Source organism: Roseixanthobacter finlandensis (assembly GCF_043195105.2).
Classification (GTDB): Bacteria; Pseudomonadota; Alphaproteobacteria; order Rhizobiales; family Xanthobacteraceae; genus NCEH01.
In genome coordinates this window covers 3,930,837-3,954,472 of sequence record NZ_CM195536.1, presented here as the reverse complement: position 1 = coordinate 3,954,472, position 23,636 = coordinate 3,930,837, and the positions used below count along the sequence as shown (strand labels likewise).

At 68.8% G+C, this 23,636-nt stretch carries 23 protein-coding genes and 4 pseudogenes; 4 read left to right on the top strand and 23 right to left on the bottom strand.

Features of this window, described 5'->3' with window-relative positions; translation table 11 throughout:
- Positions 1–45: 45 nt before the first annotated feature.
- A pseudogene (locus V5G24_RS18640) lies at positions 46–331 on the bottom strand (integrase core domain-containing protein); the annotation flags it as partial.
- Between V5G24_RS18640 and V5G24_RS18635 the strand changes: the two are divergent.
- Positions 328–481 (top strand): annotated as a pseudogene (locus tag V5G24_RS18635) (VIT1/CCC1 transporter family protein); the annotation flags it as partial. The pseudogenes V5G24_RS18640 and V5G24_RS18635 overlap by 4 nt on opposite strands.
- On the opposite strand, the gene V5G24_RS18630 reads toward V5G24_RS18635, so the two are convergent.
- The 6 genes from V5G24_RS18630 to V5G24_RS18605 form a co-directional block, all read right to left on the bottom strand.
- Positions 472–1,479 carry an FAD:protein FMN transferase gene (locus V5G24_RS18630; RefSeq protein WP_394085667.1) on the bottom strand — a complete coding sequence of 336 codons (1,008 nt, stop codon included), beginning with the start codon at positions 1,477–1,479 and terminating at the stop codon, positions 472–474. The pseudogene V5G24_RS18635 and the gene V5G24_RS18630 sit on opposite strands and share 10 nt — an antisense overlap.
- A complete protein-coding gene (locus tag V5G24_RS18625; protein WP_394085668.1) occupies positions 1,460–3,652 on the bottom strand; it encodes a PepSY domain-containing protein in 2,193 nt (730 codons plus the stop codon). Before V5G24_RS18625 ends, V5G24_RS18630 begins: the two co-directional genes overlap by 20 nt.
- A 17-nt stretch (positions 3,653–3,669) precedes the next feature.
- The gene (locus V5G24_RS18620) at positions 3,670–4,140 is read right to left on the bottom strand and encodes a DUF2271 domain-containing protein (RefSeq protein ID WP_394085669.1); all 471 of its coding nucleotides are present in this window, start codon (positions 4,138–4,140) and stop codon (positions 3,670–3,672) included.
- Positions 4,141–4,180: 40 nt separating this feature from the next.
- The gene (locus tag V5G24_RS18615) at positions 4,181–4,537 is read right to left on the bottom strand and encodes a hypothetical protein (RefSeq protein WP_394085670.1); all 357 of its coding nucleotides are present in this window, start codon (positions 4,535–4,537) and stop codon (positions 4,181–4,183) included.
- Between the two features lie 103 nt (positions 4,538–4,640).
- A complete protein-coding gene (locus V5G24_RS18610; protein WP_394085671.1) occupies positions 4,641–5,981 on the bottom strand; it encodes a sensor histidine kinase in 1,341 nt (446 codons plus the stop codon).
- Complete coding sequence (locus tag V5G24_RS18605; protein ID WP_394085672.1) at positions 5,978–6,649, bottom strand: response regulator; 672 nt, start codon at positions 6,647–6,649, stop codon at positions 5,978–5,980. The genes V5G24_RS18610 and V5G24_RS18605 overlap by 4 nt, the downstream gene beginning before the upstream one ends.
- A gap of 133 nt (positions 6,650–6,782) precedes the next feature.
- On the opposite strand from V5G24_RS18605, the gene V5G24_RS18600 reads away from it, so the two are divergent.
- Complete coding sequence (locus tag V5G24_RS18600; protein WP_394085673.1) at positions 6,783–7,064, top strand: PepSY domain-containing protein; 282 nt, start codon at positions 6,783–6,785, stop codon at positions 7,062–7,064.
- A 390-nt stretch (positions 7,065–7,454) separates the two neighbouring features.
- Here the strand turns inward: V5G24_RS18600 and V5G24_RS18595 are convergent, their stop codons facing one another.
- Together V5G24_RS18595 and V5G24_RS18590 are read right to left on the bottom strand one after the other, a co-directional pair.
- Positions 7,455–7,883 carry a hypothetical protein gene (locus V5G24_RS18595; protein WP_394085674.1) on the bottom strand — a complete coding sequence of 143 codons (429 nt, stop codon included), beginning with the start codon at positions 7,881–7,883 and terminating at the stop codon, positions 7,455–7,457.
- Complete coding sequence (locus tag V5G24_RS18590; RefSeq protein ID WP_394085675.1) at positions 7,840–8,109, bottom strand: DUF2285 domain-containing protein; 270 nt, start codon at positions 8,107–8,109, stop codon at positions 7,840–7,842. Before V5G24_RS18590 ends, V5G24_RS18595 begins: the two co-directional genes overlap by 44 nt.
- A 182-nt stretch (positions 8,110–8,291) precedes the next feature.
- Between V5G24_RS18590 and V5G24_RS18585 the strand changes: the two genes are divergently transcribed.
- A complete protein-coding gene (locus V5G24_RS18585; RefSeq protein ID WP_394085676.1) occupies positions 8,292–8,510 on the top strand; it encodes a helix-turn-helix domain-containing protein in 219 nt (72 codons plus the stop codon).
- Between the two features lie 119 nt (positions 8,511–8,629).
- On the opposite strand, the gene V5G24_RS18580 is transcribed toward V5G24_RS18585, so the two are convergent.
- From V5G24_RS18580 to V5G24_RS18515, 14 genes and pseudogenes are all read right to left on the bottom strand, one after another.
- Positions 8,630–9,682, bottom strand: a complete 1,053-nt coding sequence (locus V5G24_RS18580; RefSeq protein ID WP_394085677.1) for a DMT family transporter — start codon at positions 9,680–9,682, stop codon at positions 8,630–8,632.
- A 175-nt stretch (positions 9,683–9,857) separates the two neighbouring features.
- Positions 9,858–11,399, bottom strand: a complete 1,542-nt coding sequence (locus tag V5G24_RS18575; protein ID WP_394085678.1) for a multicopper oxidase family protein — start codon at positions 11,397–11,399, stop codon at positions 9,858–9,860.
- A gap of 52 nt (positions 11,400–11,451) precedes the next feature.
- The gene (locus V5G24_RS18570; RefSeq protein ID WP_394085679.1) at positions 11,452–11,826 is read right to left on the bottom strand and encodes a hypothetical protein; all 375 of its coding nucleotides are present in this window, start codon (positions 11,824–11,826) and stop codon (positions 11,452–11,454) included.
- Positions 11,827–11,838: 12 nt separating this feature from the next.
- Positions 11,839–14,970, bottom strand: a complete 3,132-nt coding sequence (locus tag V5G24_RS18565; protein ID WP_394085680.1) for an efflux RND transporter permease subunit — start codon at positions 14,968–14,970, stop codon at positions 11,839–11,841.
- An 8-nt stretch (positions 14,971–14,978) separates the two neighbouring features.
- Positions 14,979–16,619, bottom strand: coding sequence for an efflux RND transporter periplasmic adaptor subunit (locus V5G24_RS18560; protein ID WP_394085681.1), 1,641 nt, complete (start codon positions 16,617–16,619; stop codon positions 14,979–14,981).
- A 78-nt stretch (positions 16,620–16,697) separates the two neighbouring features.
- Complete coding sequence (locus V5G24_RS18555; protein WP_394085682.1) at positions 16,698–18,020, bottom strand: ATP-binding protein; 1,323 nt, start codon at positions 18,018–18,020, stop codon at positions 16,698–16,700.
- Complete coding sequence (locus tag V5G24_RS18550; protein WP_509292258.1) at positions 18,017–18,742, bottom strand: response regulator; 726 nt, start codon at positions 18,740–18,742, stop codon at positions 18,017–18,019. The genes V5G24_RS18555 and V5G24_RS18550 overlap by 4 nt, the downstream gene beginning before the upstream one ends.
- 229 nt (positions 18,743–18,971) lie before the next feature.
- Positions 18,972–19,274 (bottom strand): DUF736 domain-containing protein, encoded by a 303-nt coding sequence (locus tag V5G24_RS18545; protein ID WP_394085684.1) that lies wholly within the window; start codon positions 19,272–19,274, stop codon positions 18,972–18,974.
- A gap of 347 nt (positions 19,275–19,621) precedes the next feature.
- Positions 19,622–20,211, bottom strand: a pseudogene (locus tag V5G24_RS18540) (DUF7146 domain-containing protein); the annotation flags it as partial.
- A pseudogene (locus V5G24_RS18535) lies at positions 20,133–20,309 on the bottom strand (DUF932 domain-containing protein); the annotation flags it as partial. The pseudogenes V5G24_RS18535 and V5G24_RS18540, both read right to left, overlap by 79 nt.
- A 423-nt stretch (positions 20,310–20,732) precedes the next feature.
- Positions 20,733–21,137 carry an OsmC family protein gene (locus tag V5G24_RS18530; protein WP_394085726.1) on the bottom strand — a complete coding sequence of 135 codons (405 nt, stop codon included), beginning with the start codon at positions 21,135–21,137 and terminating at the stop codon, positions 20,733–20,735.
- 8 nt (positions 21,138–21,145) lie between these two features.
- Positions 21,146–21,382, bottom strand: a complete 237-nt coding sequence (locus tag V5G24_RS18525) for a thioredoxin family protein (protein ID WP_394085685.1) — start codon at positions 21,380–21,382, stop codon at positions 21,146–21,148.
- A 19-nt stretch (positions 21,383–21,401) separates the two neighbouring features.
- Positions 21,402–22,466, bottom strand: coding sequence for a permease (locus tag V5G24_RS18520; protein ID WP_394085686.1), 1,065 nt, complete (start codon positions 22,464–22,466; stop codon positions 21,402–21,404).
- Positions 22,463–22,762, bottom strand: coding sequence for an ArsR/SmtB family transcription factor (locus V5G24_RS18515; protein ID WP_394085687.1), 300 nt, complete (start codon positions 22,760–22,762; stop codon positions 22,463–22,465). Before V5G24_RS18515 ends, V5G24_RS18520 begins: the two co-directional genes overlap by 4 nt.
- Before the next feature lie 286 nt (positions 22,763–23,048).
- Between V5G24_RS18515 and V5G24_RS18510 the strand changes: the two genes are divergently transcribed.
- On the top strand, positions 23,049–23,615 hold the full coding sequence (locus tag V5G24_RS18510) for a Spy/CpxP family protein refolding chaperone (protein ID WP_394085688.1): 567 nt from the start codon (positions 23,049–23,051) through the stop codon (positions 23,613–23,615).
- Positions 23,616–23,636: the final 21 nt, after the last annotated feature.

Below are 23,636 nucleotides of genomic sequence, written 5' to 3'. Positions count from 1 at the left end.
TGCCAATTTTCACCTCGAAACCTGCAGCGTTTGCTGGGCCGCTCATCAGGCAGATGGTGGCAAAAGGGACGGGGTCAGGCAGCTGCGTTCCATCTCGGCGGGGCTGATATAGCCCAGAGCTAAGTGCAAGCGGCGGATTGTAGAGCCCTCTATGTATCTGGCCAGGTCTCGTCGTGCCTCTGCCCTGGTGGCATAGATGCGATGATGGATCCGCTCGGTTCTCCGGGGGGAAGAAGCTCTCCATGGACGCAGTGTCCCAGCAGTCCCCCATTCGGCTCATGGATGGGGTGATGCCCGTGGCAGCGAGGGCCGCCCGGTAGGCTTCAGTCGCTTGTCTGCCTGGCGGCCCTCGGCGCACTGGGCGCACTGGGCGCGGGCGGGTGGCGCGGACATCTGGAAGCCGACCATCCGCGTCACCTTCTGGGGCGCGATCGCCATGGCCGCGACCGCGGCCATCGGGACGCTGGTCGGTCACGCCGTCTCGGAACAGCCGATTGGCTCTCTCGTCACGCCGGGCGGCGGAGCCGGAGGCCACGTCGCCTCAACCGCACCGTCCGCACGCACGAATAGCGCCGCGAGGCCCAGGCAGCGAGCGAGGGCCGGCCCCTCGCTCGCCCCGCGCACCAGCAGCGCGGTCGCCCAGGCATCCGCGGCCATGCAAGTCTCGCCGAGCACGGTGACGGCGGAAAGATCATTGTCCAGCGGCGCGCCCCGGGACGGGTCCATCGTATGGGAGAGGATGCGGCCCGCAACCTCCACCCGGCGGCGATAATTCCCCGAGGTGGCGACGGCGGCGCCGGAGAGTTCCAGCACCCCGAGGATGTCCCGCGTGCCCTCAGACGGCCGCTCATGGGCGACCGTCCACGGCCGTCCATCCAGCTTCAGGCCTTCGGCGCGCATCTCGCCGTCGATGCCCACCAGCCAGGAGGAAAGCCCGGCCTCGCGCATCTCGCGGGCCAGTTCGTCCACGCCGAAGCCCTTGGCGATGCCGGCAAGGTCGAGCCGCAGGGGCGCCAGCCGGCGGGCGCGGCAGCCGGCCGGATCGAGTTGCAGGGTCTTCGGCGGCTCGAAGGACGGGCGGCCGGCGAGGGCGGCGATGCGCCCGCCATCGGGCTCGCGTGCCGCGCCGAAGCCCCACGCCTTGACCAGATCGCCGACGCCGATGTCGAAGGCGCCGCCCGACAGGCGGCCGATCTCAAGGGCGGTGGCGAGGACGTGCATCAGCGCGCGGGGAATATCGATCCACGCCCCGATGGCCGCGGCGTTCAGCCGTTCCAGATCGGAATCGGGCCGGAAGGTGGACATCTGCTGCTCCACCCGGTCGACGGCGCCCTGAAGCCGGCGGGTCAACGACGCTTCGTGCACGTCGCTGCCTGCAAAGAAGACGGCCGACCAGCGCGCCCCCATGGCGGGACCGCTCAGGGCATGGCGCCGGAGCGCCTTCGCCCCCGACGCCGGATCAATAGACATCTTCGACATAGCGTCCGCTCGACTTGAGGGTGGGAAGGTCGAGGCCCAGCGGGCGCACCACCGGCTCCAGCGCGCGGGTCACGGCCTCGGCCATGTCGCGGCCGCCGCAGACCAGGATCTGTGCGCCTTGCCTCACCAGCTCGCGCAGGCGCGGGGCATCGGCGGCGATGCGGTCCTGCACATAGGCGCTGCCGTCGGGATCGCGCGAGAAGGCGGTGCGCAGCGTCGTCAGGCGCCGCTCGGCCAGATGCTGTGCCAGCTCGTGCTCATAAAGGAAGTCGGAGGCGGCGCTCCGCCCGCCCCAGTAGAGGTGCACCGGCCGGCCCGCCGCATTGGCCCGCACGAAGCCGGCGAGCGGCCCGATTCCGGCCCCCGCGCCGATGAGGATGAGCGGCGCCCGCCCCTTCGCCGGACGGAAGGTCGGATTCTCGCGGATGAAGGCGTCGATGGTGGCGCCGGGCGCGAGCCCGTGCAGGAAGGTGGAGCACAGGCCGCCCTCGCGCAGCCGCACGCAGATCTCCAGCACGCCGTCGTGGGTGGAGGAGGCGAGCGAATAGAAGCGCGGCATCCCATCCCCCGGCGGCACGATGCCCACGAGGTCGCCGGCCTCGAACGCCGGCAGCCGGCCGGGCGCGCCGGTGCGGGGATCAGACGGCGCCTGAAAGCGCAGGATCGCCACCGGCGCGCCCACCGCCTCACCGTAAAGCTCCCGCCCGGCGAGCACGAGGGGCGCTGTCTTCGGCGGCTCGGCCACATGGGTGAGCACGAGGTCGTGCCCCAGCACGTCCCCGAGATCGTGGCCCCACTGGGCGAATTCCTGCGCCGAGCGACGGTCCACCCGTTTCATGGGCAGAAGCTGCGGGCACCCCCGCGCGTCGAGCGCATCGGCGACCTCGCGGGCGAACCGGCAGAAATGCGGGAAGCTACGATCGCCGAAGCCCAGCACCGCCACCGCCGGCCTTCCCTGCAGGCGCGCGAGGCGGGGGAGGAAGTGCTTGGCCGATTGAGGTGCGGCACCCTCGCCATAGGTGGCGGCGAGGATCAGCAGGCGCGGGGCGGCGAGATGGGTCGCGGTCACGTCGTTCATTGCGGCGGTGTGGACCTTGTGCCCGGCAGCGGTGAGGGCCGCGTGCAGCGTGCCCGCAAAACCCCAGCTGGAATTGCCTTCGCTCCCCACCAGGATCACCGTGTCGGCCATCCGCGCCGGCACGTTGGGGGTGATCCGTGGCCGCGCCGTACGCCGGCGCAGCCACAGGATGAGGCCGGTCACCCCAAGCACCGGAACCGCCGCCGAGGCCAGGCCCAGCAAGAGCCCGAGCACCCAGGCGCCACGCCCGGTATGCAGCATGCTGATAAGGTCATTGACCCGCTCCAGCGCCGTCGCCGGGGTGAGGGCAAGCGTGGCGCCTGTGGCGGCATCGATAACCCTCTCGCCGTCGGCGGTGACGAGGGTGAAGACATCGGTCGGGTCGGCGGGATCGGGGAAGGAGAGCGCGCGCAGGTCCTGAAGCGTCACGGCCTTCAGCCCGGCAAGCGTGCCCACCGGAGCCGGCGCGCCACCGCTCGCGATGACGGCGGGGCTGGTGCCCTGCGCCTCGGGTATGAGGCCGAAGGTGCCGGCGGACATCCACAGGCCGGTGAGCGACGACAGCAGGAGGCCCACGGCGGCGAGGCGACCGAGTTCGCCGTGCCAGCGTTGCGCCGGGGTGCCGCGGATGGGCCGCAGCAGAGCGCCCGCGCCGCCCAGGCGGCGGGCGAGCAGAGCGAGGCCGGAGACGCTCAGGCCCAGCATGGCCAGCGCGCCGATGGCCGCCGCCACGCGGCCCGCATCGCCCGCGAGGAAGGAGCGGTGGAGATTGGTGAGGAAGCGGGTCGTTTCGGACACCGCGTAAGGTCCGAGCCCCGCGCCGGTGGCGGGGTCGATGCGCTCCACGCCGCGCGTGTCGCCATCGTCGAAGGCCGCGGTGAGGCTGCCGTCCGCCCGCAGCCGGATGGCGCTGACGCCGGGATGGCGGGCCGCGACCAGCGCGGCGAGGTCCGCGACGCTCACCTCAGCCGAGATCGCTGGTGCGACAAGGCGGTCAAGCGCCGGCTGTACGGACAGAACGGCTCCAGTGAGGGCGGTCACGGTGAGGGCGAGCGCCAGCACGATGCCGGGCAGGCCATGGAGGCGGCGAAGCATGGGGGTGTCCGGAGGTTTCAGAAGGTGACGGTGAAGGATTTTACATAGCCCTTGCCGGCGACGGGCTTGCCGGACGCGCTTGCGGCGAGCGGCGCCACCACCTCGGAGGGATTGTCCATGCCGTCCTCGACCGCCGTGTCCACATGGACCTTGTAACCGGCATCAATCATGGCGTCGGCGAGATCGAGGGTGATCTTCAGCGTCTTGCCGGAGCCGACGCTGGCGCCGGTGATGCCGTCGATCTCGGTGGCCCGTCCACCGGAGGCGCGCTGCCAGTCGGACAAATGGCGATAGTATTTCGCCTTGCCACCCGCCATCCACAGCGTGCCCTTGTAGGCGCCGGAAGCATCGGTGACGTAGAGCACCACATAGGCGCCGTTGCCGCCGTAGTTTTTCAGCGTGGTCTCGAATGTGACCTGCCGCGCCTCGGCGAGGACGGGCGAAAGCAGGGTGGTGGTGGCCGCCACGGCGGGAAGAACGAGCTTCATCTGACTATTCCTTTGAAAGAGCGGGACGTTCGGCCGGAGGTCACTGCACCTCGACCTTGGGCCGGGCCTTGCCCTGGAACAGGCCGTTGTCCGGGATCGGGGCAGCGGGATCGGCCGGGCCATTCTGCGGAACCGCGCCGGGCCGCCCGCCGGCACGGTCGTCATCGTCGTCGTCATCATCATCGTCGTCGTCGTCGTGGCGGTCGCTATGGCGATCCCCCTGTTCGCGCTGGCGGTCGCTGTCCGCGAGCTGGAGGGGCGGGGTGTCGGCGCGCGTCGCTTCATCCCGGCCGAGGAAGGTCTGGTCGAGGTGATCCACCTGCGTGGCCGCAAGCGCGACGCCGAGGCCCGCGGTGGACAGGAGAAGGGCCGTTCCGATCAGGGTGCGCGTCTTCATGGGAGCCTCCCGGCACGTCATCAGGCAAGCGATGACGCCGGCACCCTCGCGCCTGAACCTGACAGCTCCCTGAAGCGGACGCGGGTTCGCGTTCAGCTTCCCGTCAGGATCGGAATGCCTTTGGAAAGCGCACGATGGCGCTGAAGCCGTCCGCCGCGCCCGGGATCGGCGAGGCAATCTCCAAAGTGAGCCCCGCGCCGCGGCAGATGGCGGCGGCGATGGCGAGGCCGAGGCCGGAGCCGTCCGCCCCGGTCGGCCCGCGCTCAAACGGGCGCAACAGCATGGCGAGCCGTTCGGCGGGCACGGCGGCGCCGTGGTTGGAGATTTCGAGCCGGTCCGCATCCAGGCGGACATGGACGGGCGTGTCGGGCGTTCCGTGCTTCAGCGCATTCTCGATGAGGTTGCGCGCGAGCACGGCGAAGGCGTCGGGGTCAAGGTCGCTAACGGGGCCACCGTCCGCCGCGATGGTCAAGGCAATGTCGCCGGCCCGCGCGCTCTGGCGGTCGAGGTCGTCAATGACATGGCGCAGCACCGGGGCGAGCGGGGCCGGCGCCTCGGCGAGGAGGCCGGCGCCTTCTGCCTTGGCGAGCTGCAACAGCTTCTCGGACAGGCGCGAGAGGCGGCGCAGCGCCCCCGCAATGGTGCGTGCCCGCTCCTGCGCCGGTCCTTCGGGCAGCTCGGCCATGAGGCGTTGGGTTTGCGCCAGGGCCGCGGCGATGGGGGTGCGCAGCTCATGGGCGCTGTTGGCGGCAAAGCCGCGCTCCGCCTCCAGCGCACCGCGCAGCCGGTCCATGAGCGCATTCACCGCGCCAGCGACGGGCGCCATCTCCTCGGGCAGTCCCTGTTCGGGCACCGGCGCAAGGTTGCCCCGCCCGCGTTCCGCGATGGCCTGGCGGAAGGCGAGCACCGGCCTGAGGGTGAGGCGAAGGGTGAGCCAGACCCCTGCGAGGGCGATGGGCACCAGCGCCACGAGCGGCCAGATCAGCGCCATCCCCGCCCGCCGCACCGCGGCGGCGCGATGGTCCAGTTCCTCGGCCGTGGTGACGATGATGGTGCCCCGCACCGCCGCTTCCGTGTAGGTGCGCAGGCGGGCGGTAGTGTGAAAGCCGGGGGCGAGGCCGGCGGGAATCGCCATCTGCTCCGCGTCGCTGGACTGGAGCAGCACGCGGCCTTCGCCATCGCGCACCATATAGGTGATGTATTCCCGATGCGGGCCCACGGGCGGCATGTGCTGGGCGCTGGCGCCGTCCTCGCGGGCCAGCAGTTCGGAATAGGCGAGCGGCAGCACCCGCTGGGCCACCTCCTGGAGGGCGCTGTCGAACACCTCGTCGATCTCGTGCCGCAGAACCAGCCCCGCCACGGTGGCCGCGGCAAGCCATAGCGTCGCCACCGACGCGGCGAGCCACAGGCCGAGGCGCCGGCGCAGGCTCCAGCGTCCGCTCATGCGCCGCCTCCCGGCGTGCCGAGGCGATAGCCCATGCCGCGCACGGTCTCGATCACGTCGGCCCCCAGCTTCTTGCGCAGGCGGCCCACATAGACCTCGATGGTATTGCTCTCCACTTCCGCATCGAAGGAATAGAGCCGCTCCTCCAGCTGCGGCTTCGACATGAGCTGGTGCGGCCGCTGCACGAAGGCGTCGAACAGCGCCCATTCCCGCGCCGTTAGGGCAATCGTTTGCCCGGCGCGCCGCACCGAGCGGGCGGCAAGGTCCACCTCGATGTCGCCGAGCGTGACCAGCGGGTTGGGATTGCCGGCATAGCGCCGGCCTACCGCGCGGATACGCGCGGACAGCTCGAACAGGTCGAACGGCTTCACCAGATAATCGTCGGCCCCAACGTCCAGGGCGGCGATGCGGTCGGAGATCTGGTCGCGCGCGGTGAGCACCATGACCGGCGTCGCGTTGCCGGCGCTGCGCAGCTTCCTGAGGAAATCGGAGCCGCGCCCGTCGGGCAGCATCAAATCGAGGAGGATCAGGTCGAAGGCGGCGGCATGGACGGCATCGGCGGCATCGGCGAGGCGCGTCACCCAGTCGGCGCCGTGCCCGTCCGCGAGGATCTGGTCGCGCACGGCCATGCCCAGGACGGGATCGTCTTCGATGAGGAGGATACGCATCTGTCACCTCGGCGCGCTGCGTGCCAATCTAGCGTGGCCGGAGGCGGAAGGGGCGAGGGAATCTACCGCTGCGTTCAGCTGGTTGTCAGCTTGGCGTGCGTCTCATGGGGGCGGGGCGAAAGGAGGATGCGCGGTGAGATGCCCAGGGTACGCATTGTGGCTCGCTGCGGCCTGCCTCGCTCTGGCCGCGACGCCGGCTGCGGCTGACCGTGACTGCAACGTGCCGCTGGCCGAGTGGCAGCCGCGCGAGGCACTGCAGAAGAAGCTGGAGGCGGAGGGCTGGACGGTGCTCTCCATCCGTTCCGACGACGGCTGCTACAAGGTCCGCGCCACCAACGCGCAGGGCGCGCGCCTGAAGGCGAAGTTCGACCCCGCACGTCTTGAGCGGGTTCCCGACCGGGACGATGACGATTGATCGGGCCGCAGCGATTCCTGCACTGCAGATCGAAGGGGTCAGGAATCTCCGCTTGCTGCTCCCAGAGGGCCGCGAATCATCGCGTCTCCTCCTGTGGTCGCAAACGCTGTTTGTCCGTTGCTGACCCGCCGGCGACGTTGGGAAGGTCTGGTGTTGAACCCGCATACGCGGTGCAACAGTCGATAATAGCCCACCCCATGGCCTGGAGGACTGCGAGCTCTTCCAACACGAAAGCGTCTTTCCGCATCGCCACGCATAGGAGATGCGAGGGCCGGGTCATGGCGACGTAGTGCAGCTTCAGCCTGCCGAGGAGACGGGGACCCTCCAGCAGCGGCGTCCCTTCTTCTTGTTCTTGAAGCCGCCCGACCCGGGATCCGAGCAGCAACGGCTTCAGCTCATCGAGGTGGTGCGCGTGAAAGAAGGTATCGAACACCAGCGTCGCGGCGTGGTCTCGCCTTTGACCGAATGGATCGAGCCGAGTCGGATGTGAACCTTCGGTTCAGCTTGCGGGAAGCTAAAGACATTGTCGGTGCGAGGCGCATAGGCGACGTCGGCGGCGATCAGCTCGACTTCTTCCGGCCATGTCAGAAACGCGACGGCCAGATCGCCGATCTCCTCGCCGTCGGCGAAGTGATCCACGACTTCAGAGACGTGAGGCAGAGTGTCGTCCTCCCAGCCTTTAGCGGTGAAGTCGCCTCGGACGGAGAGGGTCAGGTCGACCAGTTTGAGGTACGGCACCAGCGCATTGCTGCCTTCGAGCGCCTCGACTATCCCTCTATGGGCGGACTTGCGGCCGGCCGAGGTCCGAGCCCGGCCCATCAACTCGCCAAGCCCATCGGGTCCGCGCCAAATGGCTGTCATGGACATGACGGGCGCGTTCGGGCTCATGCGCCACCTCGATGCCGAACAGCACCGAGACGACCTCCTCCCAGCCGGCGCCATCCGCCGTTGCATCGAGCAGGCGCGCGTAGAGCTTGATGTGCGCCCGGTCGTAGTCGGTGAGCTCGGGAGCGATTGGGACGGTGTCTGCAAACGCGTCGGTCATGTCCCTCCGTTTCCATGCCTGGCGCAGCTTTCGTCCCCTCTAGACCACGGCGGATGGTGAAGCGAGCCCGCGAGCTCGGAGCATTCCCGGTGCCGCTCGATGATCGATTGGCATCGGCATTGCCGCCCGCTAACCCGCTAGGTTGATAAGTTCAAAGTGTATAAATTGCGATCCGTCTGCGCATGGATATGCGCAAGCTGGTCGGCCGGAACTTCGCGCGCCTGCGTCAGGAGAAAGGCCCGACGCAGGAGGATGTCGAGGCGCGCTCCGGCTTCAGCCAGCAATTCATCAGCGGTCTGGAACGCGGTCGGCGCAACCCCACCGTCATCACCCTTTACGAGCTGGCCCAGGCGCTGGGCGAAAGCCACGAAGAGCTGGTGCGTCCGGATGGCAAGGACTAAATCACGGGCGGCGGGATCGGATTCGCGAGAAGTGTCACCGTCGTCACCATTGCGGGCATTCCACATGAAACCCGCAAGACAAACCGTCGATCCGCAAGAATTTTCAGGTGTGTCGCGCGTCATCCACGGGGAGCGTGCCCGTGGCGGTGGTGGATGTCCGGGTAGTGCGGGTGCCGATGCACCATGGGCGCATGCCGGTGCCAGTGGGCGTGCGGCTCGCCGGCCGGTGCGCCGGGATGATGGTCGTGCTGGTGGTGCGCGTCGTGACGGTGGCTGTGCTCGTGCTCCAACCCTTCGTGCGTATGCTCGTGGTCGTGCCGCTCGGAGAGGTGCAGCCACAGGCCAAGCCCCATGAGGAGGCCCGCGATCAAGAGTTGGAGCGTGAAGGCCTCGCCGAGCAAGACGATGGCCAGAATAGCCCCCACGAACGGCGCCAGCGAGAAATAGGCGCCGGTCCGCGCCGTGCCGAGATGGCGCAGCGCGAGCACGAACAAGGCGAGGCTGACGCCGTAGCCGAAGAAGCCCACCACTGCGGCTGCGGTCACGTCCCCCGCTGACGGGAATGCCGCGCCGTGGCCAAGGGCAATGAGCAGGTTGATGGTTCCGGCGATCAGGCCCTTCAGCATGGCGATCTGCACGGGATCGGCAGACGACAGCTTACGGGTCAGATTGTTGTCGAGACCCCAGCACAGGCACGCGGCCGCGATCAGTACGGCGCCGAGATCGACCGTCGCCCGCCCCTGCCAGGACAGAACCATCGCGCCGAGCAGGATGGCAAATGCCCCGAATAGGAGACGCCTGTCTACATTCTCCCGGAAGGCGATCCAGGCGATGGCCATGGTCGCCACACCTTCCAGATTGAGCAGAAGGGAAGCGCTCGTAGCGTCGGTCCGGGCAAGCCCGAACATGAGCAGCAGCGGGCCGAGGACGCCGCCGGCGAGGATCACCAGCGCGAGCCATGGCATGTCCGCCCGTCGCAGCGGCGCCTCCACGGCGGGAAGCCGGAGCGCCACCCGGAAGAGATGGGCGGCGGCGAGGCCAGCGCCGGCCCCGAGATAAAGCAGCCCGGCCATCATCCAGGGATCGACGGCGCCCAGGAGTTGCTTGGCGAGCGGCGTGCTCGCGCCGAACAGTCCGGCGGAGAGCAGGCCGAAGGCGATGCCGGTCTTCATTGCGCAAGCCTCATCCTGTCCGGGCGGTGCTCCGCCGTCAGCGCCCGAGATACTTGATGAACGCCGCGATGCCGAGCACGACCAGCGCCAGGACGAGGACGCCGAAGAGCCACATCCCCCACATGCCGCCGCCCATCATTTGATCGTAGTACATGACGGTCTCTCCTCTGCGGGATCAAGCTATCTTCACCACCGCCATCATGCCCGTGGCCATGTGGTAGAGGTGGTGGCAGTGCAGGAACCATTCGCCCTTCGGCCCCGCGTCGAAGGCAATGGTGACGGGCATGTGCGGCGGCACCATCACCGTGTCGCGCACCGCGCCTGCGATCCGGCGCCCGCCGATGCCCACCACCTGGAAATGGTGGCCGTGCAGGTGCATGGGATGGCTCATGGTGGTGGGGTTCATGAAGGTCATCTCCACCCGCTCGCCAGGGCTGACGGCGAAGGGGCTTGCCTCACCATAGGTGCGGCCGTTGATGGTCCAGCGATAGCCCGCCTCCTCGCCGAGCATGATGGGGAAGACCTTGTCCGCCTTGCGCTGCGCAATCGGCTTCCCGGCGGAAAGGCGCCCTTCGAACGCGAGGTCGAGCAGGACCTGCGGGCGGTCCGCGGTCTCGGCAACGCGCGCGACAGAAGCCCCGGCCGTGGCCAGGACCAAGCCGGTCCGCCGGGGTGAGGCCTCTACCTGCGCCAGTACGGGGAAGGCTCCTCCGCCCGCCGGAATATCCACGAGCAGGTCGATGCGCTGCCCCTGGGCCAACGGAAAGGCCTCCGCCTCGACGGGGACGCAGGGAGAGCCGTCCACCGCGACGCAGCGCGGCTTCAGGCCGGGCACGCTGATGAAGAAGGCCGTGGCGGTGCCGCCGTTGATGATGCGCAGCCGCACCTTTCCGCCCGTCTCCACCTTCACCACCTCGGGATCGGCAAGGGTGCGGCGGTTGGCGAGGAAGGCGTCATAGTCGACGTCGTTGGCGTGGGCCATCATGCCGCCACCCATTCCCGCGCCCATTCCGTGACCCATGTGGCCGGCGTTCTGGCCCGTCGCCATCATCCCGCCGCCCACGCCATCCATCGCGCCCATGCCGTGGCCGGCATGGGTCATTCCCGGCATCGCCATCCCTGCCATGCCCGGCGTGGGCTGGGGCGCTCCGTGAGCCCCGTGGCCGCCATGGGCGTTCGCTCCGCCGAGGCTGGCAAGGATCTCCTCCGGGCTGCGGAATGAGAAATCGTGCAGCATCACCACCACGTCCTGCGCCTCGCCCGCATCCGCCTCGCGGGTGACGAGGGGGGCGGCGAGCAATTGCTGCTCGTTCAGCGTATGGGAATGCATCCAGTGGGTGCCGGGCGTGAGCAGAAAGTCCACTTGGTCCGTCCCGCCGGGCGCGAGTTCGCCGCCGTCGGGGCGGGCGCGATCCTGGTCCGTCGGGGCGAAGATCTGACCGTGCCAGTGCATCACCGCCGGTGCCTGCGAGGCATTGAGCACCGCGCCGGCGAGGCGCTCGCCCGCCTTCGCGAAGATGCCTTCGCCGGTCGGGCCCTTGACGGCGAAGACCTTGGCCGCCTTGCCGTTCACGTCGATTGTGAGGCTCTCCACGGTGATGAGCGGGGCGGCGAGGACGCGACTCCATCCGCCGGAGAGGGCGAGCGCGCCGGCAGCGGCGCCACCCGCGAGGACGGTGCGGCGGGACACGGAGGACAGGTGCTTAGGTTCGGTCATGGTCGGCTTCCTGGGTGCGTCGCCGGGAGACGAGGCGAGGCAGGGATTGAGTTCAGTATTTCGCCTGGGCCGTGGCGCCATCCGGTGCGGTGAGCTGGACGGCGCCCTTCACACCCTTGGGCACGGCGACCGGGGCAGTCCCGGCCAGCCGGCTGCCGCCGACGGGCGTCAGGGAGAAGCGCTGGGCCTTGCCGTCCACCACCAGGATGGCATTGGCCTTGAAACCGTCGGCCGGAACCGGCTTGTCGGAGCCGTCGCTGAGATAGAGCGAGACGGCAGGTGTCCCATCGGCCACCAGTTCGGCGTGATAATGCCCGGCATCCACGCGCACGCCGCCGTTGGGGCCGGTGCTGGGCTCGTGGGCGAGGAGCGGCGTCGCGAGCAGGGGGAGGACGAGAAGGGCTGGCGCAAGAGGGCGGAAGATCATGTCGGGCTCCGATCAAAAGGCATCCGCGCGGGCGGCGGCTGGGGTGGGGCCGGTTTCGCCCGCCGACGCCACGAGCCGCTCGAGGGGGCGGCGGCCGTAAGCAAGGACGAGGACGGGGGTGAGCACGGCATCGAGCAGCGTGGCGCTGACGAGGCCGCCGAAAATGGTGACGGCCACCGGGTGGAGGATCTCCTTGCCCGGCACTTCGGCCCCGCTCATGAGCGGCAACAAGGCGATGCCGGCGGAGGCGGCCGTCATCAGCACCGGGGTCAGCCGCTCCAGGCTCCCGCGCGCCACGAGGGCCGGGCCGAACGGCAGGCCTTCGGCGATGGCGAGGTTGATGATGTGGCTGATCTTCAGGATGCCGTTGCGCGCGGCGATGCCGGTGAGCGTGACGAAGCCGATCATGCTCGCCACCGAGAGTGGCTGCCCGGCCAGCCACAGGGCCACCACCGCGCCGATGAGGGCGAGCGGCACGCTGCCCATGATGACCAGCGCGAACAGTGCCGAGCGGTAGCGGCTGTAGAGGAGGGCGAAGACCAGGAGCAGCGACACCGCCGCGAGCGCGCCGATGATGCGCATGGACTCCTCCTGCGCCGCGAAGGTCCCCTCCAGGCTCGTGGACATGCCGGCCGGCAGCGCCGTCGCAGCGATCACGCCGCGCATGTCGGCGATGATGGCCGCCGTGTCGCGCCCGCCGGAGGTGTTGGCGAGCACGACGATGCGCCGGCGCCCGCCCTCGCGCAGGATCTGGTTCGGGCCGTCCGTCTCCTTCACGTCCGCCACTTCGGAAAGGGGCACCCAACCGGATGGCGTCTCGATAAGGAGGCGGGCCAGCCCCTCGGCACTGCGCGTTGCATCCGGCAGACGGACGATCAGGTCGAAGCGCCGGTTGCCGTCCACGAGGGTCGAGACCACGCGCCCGTTGGAGAGCCGCGCCAGCGCGTCGGTCACCTGGGCGGGCTGAAGGCCGTGGAGGGCGGCGCGGCCGTAATCCACGCGCACCGTCACCTCCGGCACCCGCACCTGCCGCTCCACCTGCAGGTCGACGAGGCCGGGAATGGCGGCGAGGCGCTGGCGCAGGCTTTCAGCCGTGGCGCGCAGGGTGTCGATGTCGTCGCCGAACAGCTTCAGGGCGATCTCGGCCCGCACGCCGGAGAGCATGTGGTCCAGCCGGTGGGAGATAGGCTGGCCCAGGTTGAAGGACGCCGGCAGGACGGCGAGGCGGTCGCGGATATCGGCGGTGATCTCGGCCCGGCTGCGATCGGAGGGGGAAAGGTCCACCTCGATCTCGGAGGCATGCACGCCCTCCGCATGTTCGTCCAGCTCCGCCCTCCCGGTGCGCCGGCCAACGGCCTTCACCTCCGGCACCTCCAGGATGAGCTTCTCGGCCAGCAGGCCCATGCGGTGGCTCTCGGCCAGCGAAAGGCCGGGCCGGAACGACATGGAAATGGTGAGCGAGCCTTCGTTGAATGGCGGCAGAAAGGCGCGCGGCAGGCCCGCGGTGGCGGCCAGCGCGGCGACGAACAGGAGGGCGGTTCCCGCCATCACCAAGCGTTGGTGGCGGAAGGCGGTGGAGAGCAACGCCGCGTAGCCACCTTTCAGCATCCGCACCAGCGCGCCGTCCCTGTCCGCATGGCTGCTGAGGGCGGGCAGCAGGTAGAAGGCGAGCACCGGCGTGAGCGTGATGGAGGTCAGAAGGCTCGCGAGGATGGAGACGATATAGGCCTGCCCCAGCGGCGCGAACAGCCGCCCCTCGATGCCCGGCAGGGCGAACAGGGGCACGAACACCAGCACGATGATGAGGGTGGCGTAGACGATGCCGGAGCGCACCTCCCGGCTCGCCGCCACCACCACGTCGAATACGGGACGGGGCGCCGCCGCGGCGGCATTCTCGCGCAGCCGCCGAAAGATGTTCTCCACGTCCACCACCGCATCGTCCACCAGTTCGCCGATGGCGATGGCGAGGCCGCCCAGCGTCATGGTGTTGATGGAGAGGCCGAACGCATGGAACACGATGGCGGTGGCCAGGATCGACACCGGGATGGCGGTGAGCGAGATGACGGTGGTGCGCCAGTTGAGAAGGAACAGGAACAGCACCACCGCCACCACCGCCATGGCTTCCAGCAGCACCTTCTCCACATTGCCGATGGAGGCGGCGATGAAGTCCGCCTGCCGGAACACCGGCGGTGAGATGCGGATGCCGTCGGGCAGCGTGCGGTTGAGGTCGGCCACCGCCTCTTCCACTGCACCGGTGAGGGCGAGGGTGTCCGCCTCCGGCTGCTTCTCCACCGAGAAGATGACGGCGGCCTCGCCCATATAGCCGGCTTCGCCGCGCTTCAGCCGCGCCGCGAAGTCCACCTGCGCGATCTGGTGGAGGAAGACGCTGCCGCCGGCGGGACGCGGCAGGACGAGGTTTTTCAGGTCGTCGAGGCTGAGGGTGCGGGCGATGTTGCGGATGAGGAATTCCCGGCCGCCCTGATCGGCGAAGCCGCCGCCGGAATTGGTGCCGAACTGGGAGAGCGCCTTTTCCAGCACATCGAGCGTGATGCCGTAGGCACGCATGGCGGAAACGTCCGGCGCGACGCGGAACTGCCGCACCTCCCCGCCCATGGGAATGACCTGCGCGATGCCGGGAATGGCGAGCAGGCGCGGGCGGATGACGAAGTCCGCCGCCTCCCGCACGGCCATGGGCGTGGCGGTGTCGCTGGTGACGGCGAACATCAGGACCTGGCCCATGATGGAGCTGATGGGGCCCATCTGCGGGGCGACGTTCGCCGGGAGCCGGTCCCGCACCAGAGCGAGGCGTTCCGCGATCTGCTGGCGGTTACGGAAGATGTCGGTGCCGAAGTCGAATTCCACATAGATGACCGAGAGCCCCACCCCTGAGACCGAGCGCAGGCGGACGAGGCCGGGCAGGCCGTTCATGGCCGTTTCCAACGGGAAGGTGACGAGTTGCTCCACTTCGGCGGGGGCGAGGCCTTCCGCCTCCGTCATGATGGTGACGGTGGGCCGGTTGAGGTCCGGCAGCACGTCCACCGGCAGCCGCGTGACCGCATAGGCGCCGTAGACCACCAGCACGAGCGCGAGCGCGAGCACCAGCAATCGGTTGCGCAGGGACTGGGTGACGAGGACCGTGAACATCGCCGGCCTCAGCGGATCTGGTCGAGGAGTTCGGCGCCATCGGTCACGATGCGGCGTCCGGGCGCGAGACCCGCCAGCACCAGCACGCGGGACGCGTCGAGGGGCGCCGTCTTCACCTCGCGCGGCATGAAGCGCTCGGCGCTGACGTGCTCATAGACGATGGGCTGGCCGTTCGCCCCGCGCACCACCGCCGAGCGAGGGATGGCGATGCCCGTGCGCGGGGCGCCGGCCTCCGCGAAGACTGTCAGGAACTGGCCGGGGCGCAGCTCCCCGGTATTCGAGGCGACAGAAAACAGGAGGGGAAGTGCCTGGGCCCGGTCGGATATCCCCGCACCCACGAAGGCGAGCGCCACGGTCCGCCCGTCGGGCAGGCGTCCTGTGGCACCGGACAGCCCGGCATCCGGCGAGAAGCCGAGCGCCTCCACCCACAGCCGGCCGGGATCGACGATGCGGAACACCACCGTATTCGGGTCCGCCATCTGCCCCGCAACCGCATCGGCGGTGGCGATGACGCCGGACACCGGCGCGCGCAGGGCCTCCGGCTCGCGCTGCACCCGTTCCAGCCTGGCGCGGCGGGTCTGAAGACCCTTCAGCTCGATTTCCGCTTCCTCCACCTCGCGGCGGGTGACGGCGTTCGGGATGGCCGAGAGCCGCTCGTAGCGCCGTTTCACGATGGCGATCTGCTGGTCCAGCTCGTAGCCCTGCTGCTCCAGGTCCTTGAGATCGGAGGCGCCGATGGGCGGATGCACATAAGCGAGGATCTCGCCGGCCGCGACCTTCGTGCCGAGCGGCTTGAAGCCACCCTCCGGCGGCGCGAGGCGTCCGCCCACGGCGGTCTGGACGAGGCCGCTCGCATTGGCGTCCGGCACCACGCGGCCAGGCAGTTCCACCGTGCCGGCAAAGGTGCCGGCAGCGGTCACCAGGGTGCGCACGCCGAGGATGCGCTGGGTCGGCTTGGGCACGATCACCGAGCCGTCGGGGAGGCGCTGGGCAGCATCTCTGGCGGGTGGCTGCATGCCCGCCGCCCATGCACCCTGAGGGACGCCGATCAGAGCGACGCCGAGCGATCCGAGGACGAGGAGCGCGCCCGCCCGCCGCCGGGACATGACCAGCGCCCCGGCCAGGAAACCGATGAGGAGGCCCGCCAGAATGCCCGCAAGGAGATCGGTTCGCGGACCGCCGAGCTGCGCCAGCACCGCCGGGGCTTGCGTCTCGGACGATGTTGGAGCGGCGGGTATGGTCAAGGTGGCGGCAAGAACGTCCACTGCGTCGCCGGCCGTAACGGTGAAGGCGAGGTCGTGCGCGCCCGGCCTGGCGGCGAAGGGAGCCGGCAGCGCATAGGTACCCGGCCCGGCGGGCTTCGCGGCTTGCGAGCCCTCGGGCGTGTCCACCTCGATGGTGGCGCCTTCCACCGGGGCGTTGTCGGCGAAGCGGTCGAGGTGGATGGTAAGGGTGCCGTCGCGCAGCACCGCCACCAGCTCGAAATCAGCCGAGGCCGCCTCAGCGCGGGGGGCGAGCGTCGTCACCGGGGGCGGCGGGGGCGCACCGTGGTCGTGGCCTTCGTGGGCCGAAGCGGGGCCGGACAGTGCCGCGCCGGCGAGAAGCCCGCACAGGCCGAAGACGGCTTTCCGCAAAAAATGGCGCCCCATGCCTCAACCCGTCCGCTGGCTAATCCGGTACGGGAGAGCGATAGCGCGCGGCGCGTCACGCCGCGTTTCGCTTCTGTATCAGTTTGTTTCAGCTTGGACCTTGGGCAGGCGCACAGTGGCGATGAGGCCGCCGCCGGTGGCGTTGGCGAGGGTCAGCGTTCCCCCATGCGCCTCGGCCACGCTGTGGGCGATGGTGAGGCCGAGGCCCACGCCGCCGGTGGCGCGGCTGCGCGAGGCCTCAAGCCGCACGAAGGGCTCAAGCACGGCCGCGAGCTGGTCCTCTGGAATCCCCGGTCCCTCGTCCCGCACCGTCAGGACGGCGTCCGTCTCCTCGTCCTGGACGGACACTTGCGCGGAGCCGCCATAGGCAAGCGCGTTTTCCACCAGATTGCCCACCATCCGCTTCAGGCTGACGAGCCGCCCCGCGACGACGAGGCGCGGCGGCGCCGAAAGATCGGCCCGCAGGCCCCGGTCCCGTGCGTCGTCCACGATAGTGTCCACCAGCGCCACCAGATCGAGCGGACGCACGGGCTCCTCGCTCGCCTCGCCGCGCAGGTAGGAGAGCGTGGCCTCGACCATCTGTTCCATCTCCGCGACATCCCCGGCGATGGCGTCGCGCAGCGTCGGGTCGCTCACATCCTCAAGGCGGAAGCGCAGGCGCGTCATGGGCGTGCGTAGATCGTGGGAGACGGCCGCGAGAGCCTGGGTGCGCCGCTCGACCAGTCCCGCGATGCGCGCCTGCATACCGTTGAAGGCGTGGGCCAGTTCCCGCACCTCCTTCGGCCCCGTCTCGGGCAGGTGAATGCGCGCCGCATCCGGCGGCAGCGCCGCGACGGTGCGCGCCATGGCCCGCAAAGGCCGTGTGAGCCATGCGGCGATGGCGAGGGACAGGAGCAGCACCCCCGCCGCCATCAGCGTGGTGGAGAGCAGGGAGCCGTGCCCCCCGGCGGTCTGCGGAACGGAGGCAAACAGGCGCACATTCAGCCAGCTCCCGTCGGGCAGGCGCACGGCCACGAGGCTAAGGTGTGGATCGGGCCCGGCGCCAACCAGAATGTCCGCTGCCGCAAGGTCCGGTGCGAGCGCGCGCACCTCGGCGGCGAGGCGTTTGGCGGACTCGTCGGCGTGGGGCCCCGTCGCGGCCATGGCATCGCGGCCCCAATGGGCATCGATGGCGCCGCCGGAAAGCGCATGGGCGACGTCCTCGCGCTGGTCCGGCGGCGTCGCGGCGAGCGACCTGCGCAGCGCCACGATCTGGTCCGCGAGGCGGACGGCATGTGCCGCATGGCGCTCGCGCTCCATGGCATGTTCGTAGGTCCACAGGCTCAGCACATGGACCACGACGATGCCCACCACCGCCACCACGGCCGTTCGCAGGGCGAGGCTGTCGAGGGCGCGGATCATGAGCGCGCCACCTCCGGGACGAAGAAATAGCCGGTCCCGCGCACGGTCTTCACCATCTCCGGCCCGCCGTGGGATTCGAGCTTCCTGCGCAGCCGGCTCACCTGGATGTCGATCGCCCGGTCGAAGCCGGTGGCGATGCGGTTCTTCGCGGCATCCATCAGCTGGTCGCGCGTCAGCACGCGCTGGGGATGCTCAAGGAAGGTCAGCAGCAGGTCGTATTCGCCGGTGGAGAGATCGACGATGGCGCCTTCCGGATTGGTCAGCTCCCGCCGCCGGGTGTCGAGTGTCCAGCCGGAAAATGTCAGGCAGGTGCCGCCATTGACTGCGGCGGGGTCGGACAGCCGCGTCCGCCGAAGCACGGCGTGGATGCGGGCAAGCAGCTCGCGCGGGTTGAAGGGCTTCGCCAGATAATCGTCGGCGCCGAGCTCCAGCCCGACGATCCGGTCCACGTCGCTGCCGCGGGCGGTCAGCATGATGATGGGCACGTTCGACGTGCGGCGGATGTCCCGGCACAGATCGAGCCCGCTCGTCCCCGGCAGCATCACGTCGAGAATGACGAGGTCAACCGTGCCACTTGCCATCGCCTCCCGCATCTCGCGGGCATCCTGCGCAGCCGTGACCTTGTGCCCATGCTCGCGCAGGAACTTGCCGGCGAGGCGCCGGATCTCGGCGTCGTCGTCAACGATGAGGATGTGGCCTTCGGGGGACACGGCGTGATGCATTCCTGAGCAGCATCCAATGGCTGTTCGTGGTCTTATAGATCATTTCGCTTCACTGCGGCCCAAGTCCCGCGACAGATTAGATGCTCGAAAAGCCAGCCCTGCATGGCGCTAAAGCCCTTGATCCTTGCAATATGTCGCGATCTCCCCGGCCGGGGAATTGGGCGGCAGTGTTGGTCGGCCCGCTTGGGTATCAAGGCCTCCGCCGGATCCGGCCGGGGCCTTGGGCGGCTCACGCGCCGCATCGCCCGCTGGGGCGGGACCAGATTAGCGAGAAGGTGTCGGCGTCCTCGTCGTCGAAGAGGTTGGCGTAGATCGGAGCGGTGAAGCTGGGATCGTCGAGCTTGAGACCCAGGTAGTTGCGGCCTTCGTTGGAGCGCTTGGACCAGGCGGCGCGGATCTCGGCTGGGAGCATTCTCCCGGTGGCGCGCCGGTCGGGGACGATGCGCACATTCTTGGCCTGGACGCTGAGGGTGACGATTTCGCCGGTGAACTCGTTCGAGCCGGTCTTCTTGAAGGTGCTGATGGTCGCCATTGTAAGTCTCTGTCTTCCGTTCCCGAGCCCGCACGATTGCGGCCTTGATGGCGATCGGTTGGCCGGAGGCGAGCGACGGCGCACCCCGAAGGGGCCTGATGGCCAAGGAGGACTTTCTTGTCGCGCGAGGAAAGGGCGGAACGCCCAGGGGAAGAGAGTCCGACACCGCCATTGCGGCATGGGCGATCGAGGTACGGCCGGCCTTCGGCCAGATCAGGCCATGGAAGAGGCCTGCTGGTGCGCGCGATCAACGGTCGGGGGAAGGAGATGATAGCGACCTCTCACGCGCCCTGCAGGAAGCCCGCCCGGTGTCCACCGGCCTTGACCTCCCCATTTTCGGGCCATTCCCGCGCGCTTTGATCGGTGACGGCCGCGACCATGGCCGGCAAGAGCTGGATGGGGGTGTGCGGATCCGAACGATAGAAGCAGGGGGGGTGAAAGCGGAGGCTCCCGGTTTCATGCAAAGCCGCAATGCCACGGTTGCGCAGGTACGTTTCCACGATTGTGCCCGGAAGCGGCCGAGAGGCGGTGAAGAGCCGTCGGGCGGTAATGGCAGGATTGATGGAGGGCGGGACTCTCCTTCAGTTCGCCCCTGCGGACTCACGCCACGACTGCGGCAGACGGAGAAAGGTCTCAGCCTCGGCGACGACATCGGCGAAGATGGATAGTCCGCGGCTTTCCCGGATCACGTCGAGGAGGTCGTCATGTTCTCCCGTCGCCGCGTCGGCCCATTTGCCGGCGGGGCCTTTCGCACTGTCCCGCGGCCGCACAAACATCGATCGGCCGGGCGCATGCGGACATCGCCCACCTGCCAATAGTGCCCCTGCCGCCGGCCGGCGGAGAGATAGTGGCGGCACACCGCCTCCGCCTGCCCGATATGGCGGCGGACAGGTCCGACAGGGACAGGTACCGCTCGTCGTCGGGCCGGGAGAACCATTCCGAGGACACGCGGCCGATCCGCACGCCCCGGCTCACATCCACCTTGTAGCCGCCAGCACCGTCGCGCACCGCGTCCAGAATCTCCACCTGGGTCATGGGTTGTCTTCTCCATGACGGATGCCGGGAGCCTCTCTCCCAGCCCTCAACCCGTCATGGTCGAACCGACCAACCTCTCACTCTCGACGCGTTGTAGGACAACCCGCAGACCAGTCGCCGGAGACCCGGAGCGTGGTGGTAGGGGGCAGAGCCGTAAATCCGAACGGGCGCAAAGGGGGCGATGGCTATGCGGCTCGGCTCAGGACTGCGGGGATCTCTCCCTCTGGTGCGCTGACGGGCTGTGACCCTTTGTGGACCTGAAGGTCTGCTTGTGGATACCCAACAGAGCATGACCGCAGAAAGGGTACGCCGGTCGCCGTGCCCACCGGCGCGCAGATGACCACGTCTCGTTTCGTCGTGGATTGGCCTTTCATGGATCACGACTGATCGCATGCGCTGGCGGCGCCGGCGCGCCGACGACGCTCACGCCTTCCTTCGGATGGTCCCGTCCAGTCGGGCCGCTGCCGCCACGGTGTTCGAAATCGTGCCGTATTTGCGGACGTTGGTGTGCAGCAAAGCCAGGCGCTGCTCCGTCTCGTCCGTATCGATGATCAGCTCGTAATCCACCGAGACGATCTTCGGCGGCGCGTCCTGCCGAACCGCGTGGAGCGTCACTTCCACCCCGCGCAGCTCGAAATTCAGCATCGGGATCACCCGCTCGATGCCCTTGATCATGCATGCGGCGATGGCGGCGAGAAACAGTTCCGCCGGGTTGAATGCATCGGCGCGCCCGCCAATGTCGGTGTCGAGGGTGATCTCGGCCTCCTTGGTGCGGGCGAGGCTGCCGTGCGCGTCAATGCGCGCCGCGCAAACCTTGTATTCCAGCATGGCGGCGCTCACGTCGCGAGCCAGCGGGCGACATCATCCGGCTTGGGCAGACCGCCGGCGTGCACGACCTTGCCGTCGATGACGATGCCGGGGGTCGAGGCGATACCATAACCGGCAATCAGCGCATAGTCGGTGACCTTTTCCACCGTGACGTCGAGCCCGAGCTTGGCCGCCTCATCCCGCACCATCTGCGCCGTTGCCTCGCAGCGGGAGCAGCCGGGGCCGAGCACCTTCACATCTTTCATGGCTTCTGCCTTTCTTGTTTTAAGAAAACAGTGCGTTGAACAGGAAGCCCACGGCGAGGATGCCGCTTGCGACCACGCCCACGAACACGGCGATCAGCTTCAGGCTCAGCACTTTGCGCAGGATGATCATTTCCGGCAGCGACAAAGCGATCACCGCCATCATGAAGGCGAGCACGGTGCCCAGCGCCGCCCCCTTGGCCAGAAGGGCCTCCACCACCGGGATGATGCCCGCGGCATTGGAATACATGGGAATGCCCAGCAGGACCGCGGCCGGAACCGACCACCACGCATCCCGCCCCATGATGGAGGCGAGCAGGTCCTCCGGCACGTAGCCGTGGATGAAGGCGCCCGCCGCGATGCCGGCGATGATCCACATCCACACCTTGCCGACAATGTCGCGCACCGCCTCGAGGCCGGCCCTGATGCGGTCCACCAGCGTCATGCCGTTTGGCGGCAGCTCGACCGGGCTGGCGCGCACGTTGCGCACCCAGTCTTCCAACCAGCCTTCCAGATGCAGCCGCCCGATGACCCAGCCGGCGACGATGGCCACCGCAAGGCCGAAGCCGAGATAGGTCAGCGCCACCTTCCAGCCGACTAGCGCGAACAGCAGGCCCAGCGCCACTTCGTTGACCATGGGCGCGGCGATGAGAAAGGAGAAGGTGACACCGAGGGGGACGCCTGCGGAGACGAAGCCGACGAACAATGGCACCGCCGAGCAGGAGCAGAAAGGCGTGACGATGCCGAGGCCGGCGGCTGCCACATTCCCGAGCCCCTCGCGCTTTCCGGCGAGCAGCGCACGGGTGCGCTCGGCGGAGAAGAAGCTGCGCACCACGCCCATGGCGAACACCACCAGCGTCAGCAGCATCAGCACCTTGGGCGTGTCGTAGATGAAGAACGTGACAGCTTCGGCCAGATGGCTGCCGGGCTCCACCGTCAGGCGGGCCACCAGCCATTGGGAGAACGGCGAGAGCTGGGCATAGATCACGAACCAGAGGGCGATCGCCGCGAGCGTTGCCAACCCCCAGGCTAGAGGCGACGCGTCTCGTGGCGGTTTGCGCTCGGTCAATGACATGTCGGCGCTCATGCCGCTCTCCTGCTTGATGAAGCGTTCAGGCTTGAGAGGACAGCATCGACGATGGCCGCCTGCTCGGCCGGCAATTCGGGATTGCGGCGGTAGCGCACCCATTGGGCGTCCCGCCGATCCACCACCACGCAAGCCTGCTTGAGCACCGCCATATGGCGCGACATGCGGGACTGGGTGACACCAAGGACGCGCACGAGTTCGCAGACGCAATGCTCGCGCCCGTCCCACAGAAGGCGGACCGCCGCGAGGCGGGTGGGTTCGGCCAGGGCCGACAGAAGGGTGAGCGCGGGCTGCATGGAGGTTATTTACGCTCATGCGCATATGCGTGCAAGCGCATTTTTGTTCGAAGCCTATCGCCGGGAACGCAGTGATTTCGGCCATCGGTGACGACGGATGAGGGTGTGCCCGCCCACCGCTGTGGTTCGCGCGGCGGGGCCGCGGAAGCCGTCCGCCATGCATCACGATTGGGGCATCGCGTGGATCGATGCGGCAGGGGGCGCAGGCGCGGCCTAAAATATCCGGGCTCAACCCCGGTTAAGTTCGGAGGGGTGGACGTGTCCGCCCGCAGGAAGGAAGAGCGTCATGAAGATCAAGTCTGTCTCTGGTACGCGCGTCGCAGCGTTTGCGCTGGTCGCGGCGGTATTGTCCGTTGTGCCGGCGAGCGCCCAGATGGGCGGTGGGCCCGGCTATGGTCCGGGCATGATGGGTCAGGGTGAGGGTTATATGGGCCCGGGCCAGAGGAGCTGGGGCCCTGGCTTCCAGCGCTCGGCCCGGAGCATGATGGGCGGCTGCGGTGGCGGGATGACGGGTGATGCCGACGGCCAGCTACCCGCCTTCATCGAGGGGCGAGTTGCCTTCCTGAAGGCCGAGCTCGGCGTCACCGATGCGCAGGCCAAGGCATGGGACGCCTATGTGGTGGCGATGAAGAACAATTTCGTCAGCATGCAGGGCCTGCGCCAGGCCATGCGCGCCAGCTTTGACGCCGATACGCCGCTGGAGCGTCTGGAGTCCCGTATCGCGGTGATGGAAGCCCGCGCCGCCGCTCTCAAGGACATGAAGCAGCCGCTAAGCGACCTCTACGCCGCGCTTAGCGATGGCCAGAAGAAGAAGGCCAACGAGCTGCTCACCGGCATGGGATGCATGATGTGAGCGTGACGGGTTAGGGTTCGC

What these genes read in the sequence shown, in the direction of transcription:
- V5G24_RS18630 (WP_394085667.1), bottom strand. Translation starts at nt 1,479, where the DNA reads ATGTCGAAGATGTCTATTGATCCGGCGTCGGGGGCGAAGGCGCTCCGG.
- V5G24_RS18625 (WP_394085668.1), bottom strand. Translation starts at nt 3,652, where the DNA reads ATGCTTCGCCGCCTCCATGGCCTGCCCGGCATCGTGCTGGCGCTCGCC.
- V5G24_RS18620 (WP_394085669.1), bottom strand. Translation starts at nt 4,140, where the DNA reads ATGAAGCTCGTTCTTCCCGCCGTGGCGGCCACCACCACCCTGCTTTCG.
- V5G24_RS18615 (WP_394085670.1), bottom strand. Translation starts at nt 4,537, where the DNA reads ATGAAGACGCGCACCCTGATCGGAACGGCCCTTCTCCTGTCCACCGCG.
- V5G24_RS18610 (WP_394085671.1), bottom strand. Translation starts at nt 5,981, where the DNA reads ATGAGCGGACGCTGGAGCCTGCGCCGGCGCCTCGGCCTGTGGCTCGCC.
- V5G24_RS18605 (WP_394085672.1), bottom strand. Translation starts at nt 6,649, where the DNA reads ATGCGTATCCTCCTCATCGAAGACGATCCCGTCCTGGGCATGGCCGTG.
- V5G24_RS18595 (WP_394085674.1), bottom strand. Translation starts at nt 7,883, where the DNA reads ATGGGCCGGGCTCGGACCTCGGCCGGCCGCAAGTCCGCCCATAGAGGG.
- V5G24_RS18590 (WP_394085675.1), bottom strand. Translation starts at nt 8,109, where the DNA reads ATGACCGACGCGTTTGCAGACACCGTCCCAATCGCTCCCGAGCTCACC.
- V5G24_RS18585 (WP_394085676.1), top strand. Translation starts at nt 8,292, where the DNA reads ATGGATATGCGCAAGCTGGTCGGCCGGAACTTCGCGCGCCTGCGTCAG.
- V5G24_RS18580 (WP_394085677.1), bottom strand. Translation starts at nt 9,682, where the DNA reads ATGAAGACCGGCATCGCCTTCGGCCTGCTCTCCGCCGGACTGTTCGGC.
- V5G24_RS18575 (WP_394085678.1), bottom strand. Translation starts at nt 11,399, where the DNA reads ATGACCGAACCTAAGCACCTGTCCTCCGTGTCCCGCCGCACCGTCCTC.
- V5G24_RS18570 (WP_394085679.1), bottom strand. Translation starts at nt 11,826, where the DNA reads ATGATCTTCCGCCCTCTTGCGCCAGCCCTTCTCGTCCTCCCCCTGCTC.
- V5G24_RS18565 (WP_394085680.1), bottom strand. Translation starts at nt 14,970, where the DNA reads ATGTTCACGGTCCTCGTCACCCAGTCCCTGCGCAACCGATTGCTGGTG.
- V5G24_RS18560 (WP_394085681.1), bottom strand. Translation starts at nt 16,619, where the DNA reads ATGGGGCGCCATTTTTTGCGGAAAGCCGTCTTCGGCCTGTGCGGGCTT.
- V5G24_RS18555 (WP_394085682.1), bottom strand. Translation starts at nt 18,020, where the DNA reads ATGATCCGCGCCCTCGACAGCCTCGCCCTGCGAACGGCCGTGGTGGCG.
- V5G24_RS18550 (WP_509292258.1), bottom strand. Translation starts at nt 18,742, where the DNA reads ATGCATCACGCCGTGTCCCCCGAAGGCCACATCCTCATCGTTGACGAC.
- V5G24_RS18545 (WP_394085684.1), bottom strand. Translation starts at nt 19,274, where the DNA reads ATGGCGACCATCAGCACCTTCAAGAAGACCGGCTCGAACGAGTTCACC.
- V5G24_RS18530 (WP_394085726.1), bottom strand. Translation starts at nt 21,137, where the DNA reads ATGCTGGAATACAAGGTTTGCGCGGCGCGCATTGACGCGCACGGCAGC.
- V5G24_RS18525 (WP_394085685.1), bottom strand. Translation starts at nt 21,382, where the DNA reads ATGAAAGATGTGAAGGTGCTCGGCCCCGGCTGCTCCCGCTGCGAGGCA.
- V5G24_RS18520 (WP_394085686.1), bottom strand. Translation starts at nt 22,466, where the DNA reads ATGAGCGCCGACATGTCATTGACCGAGCGCAAACCGCCACGAGACGCG.
- V5G24_RS18515 (WP_394085687.1), bottom strand. Translation starts at nt 22,762, where the DNA reads ATGCAGCCCGCGCTCACCCTTCTGTCGGCCCTGGCCGAACCCACCCGC.
- V5G24_RS18510 (WP_394085688.1), top strand. Translation starts at nt 23,049, where the DNA reads ATGAAGATCAAGTCTGTCTCTGGTACGCGCGTCGCAGCGTTTGCGCTG.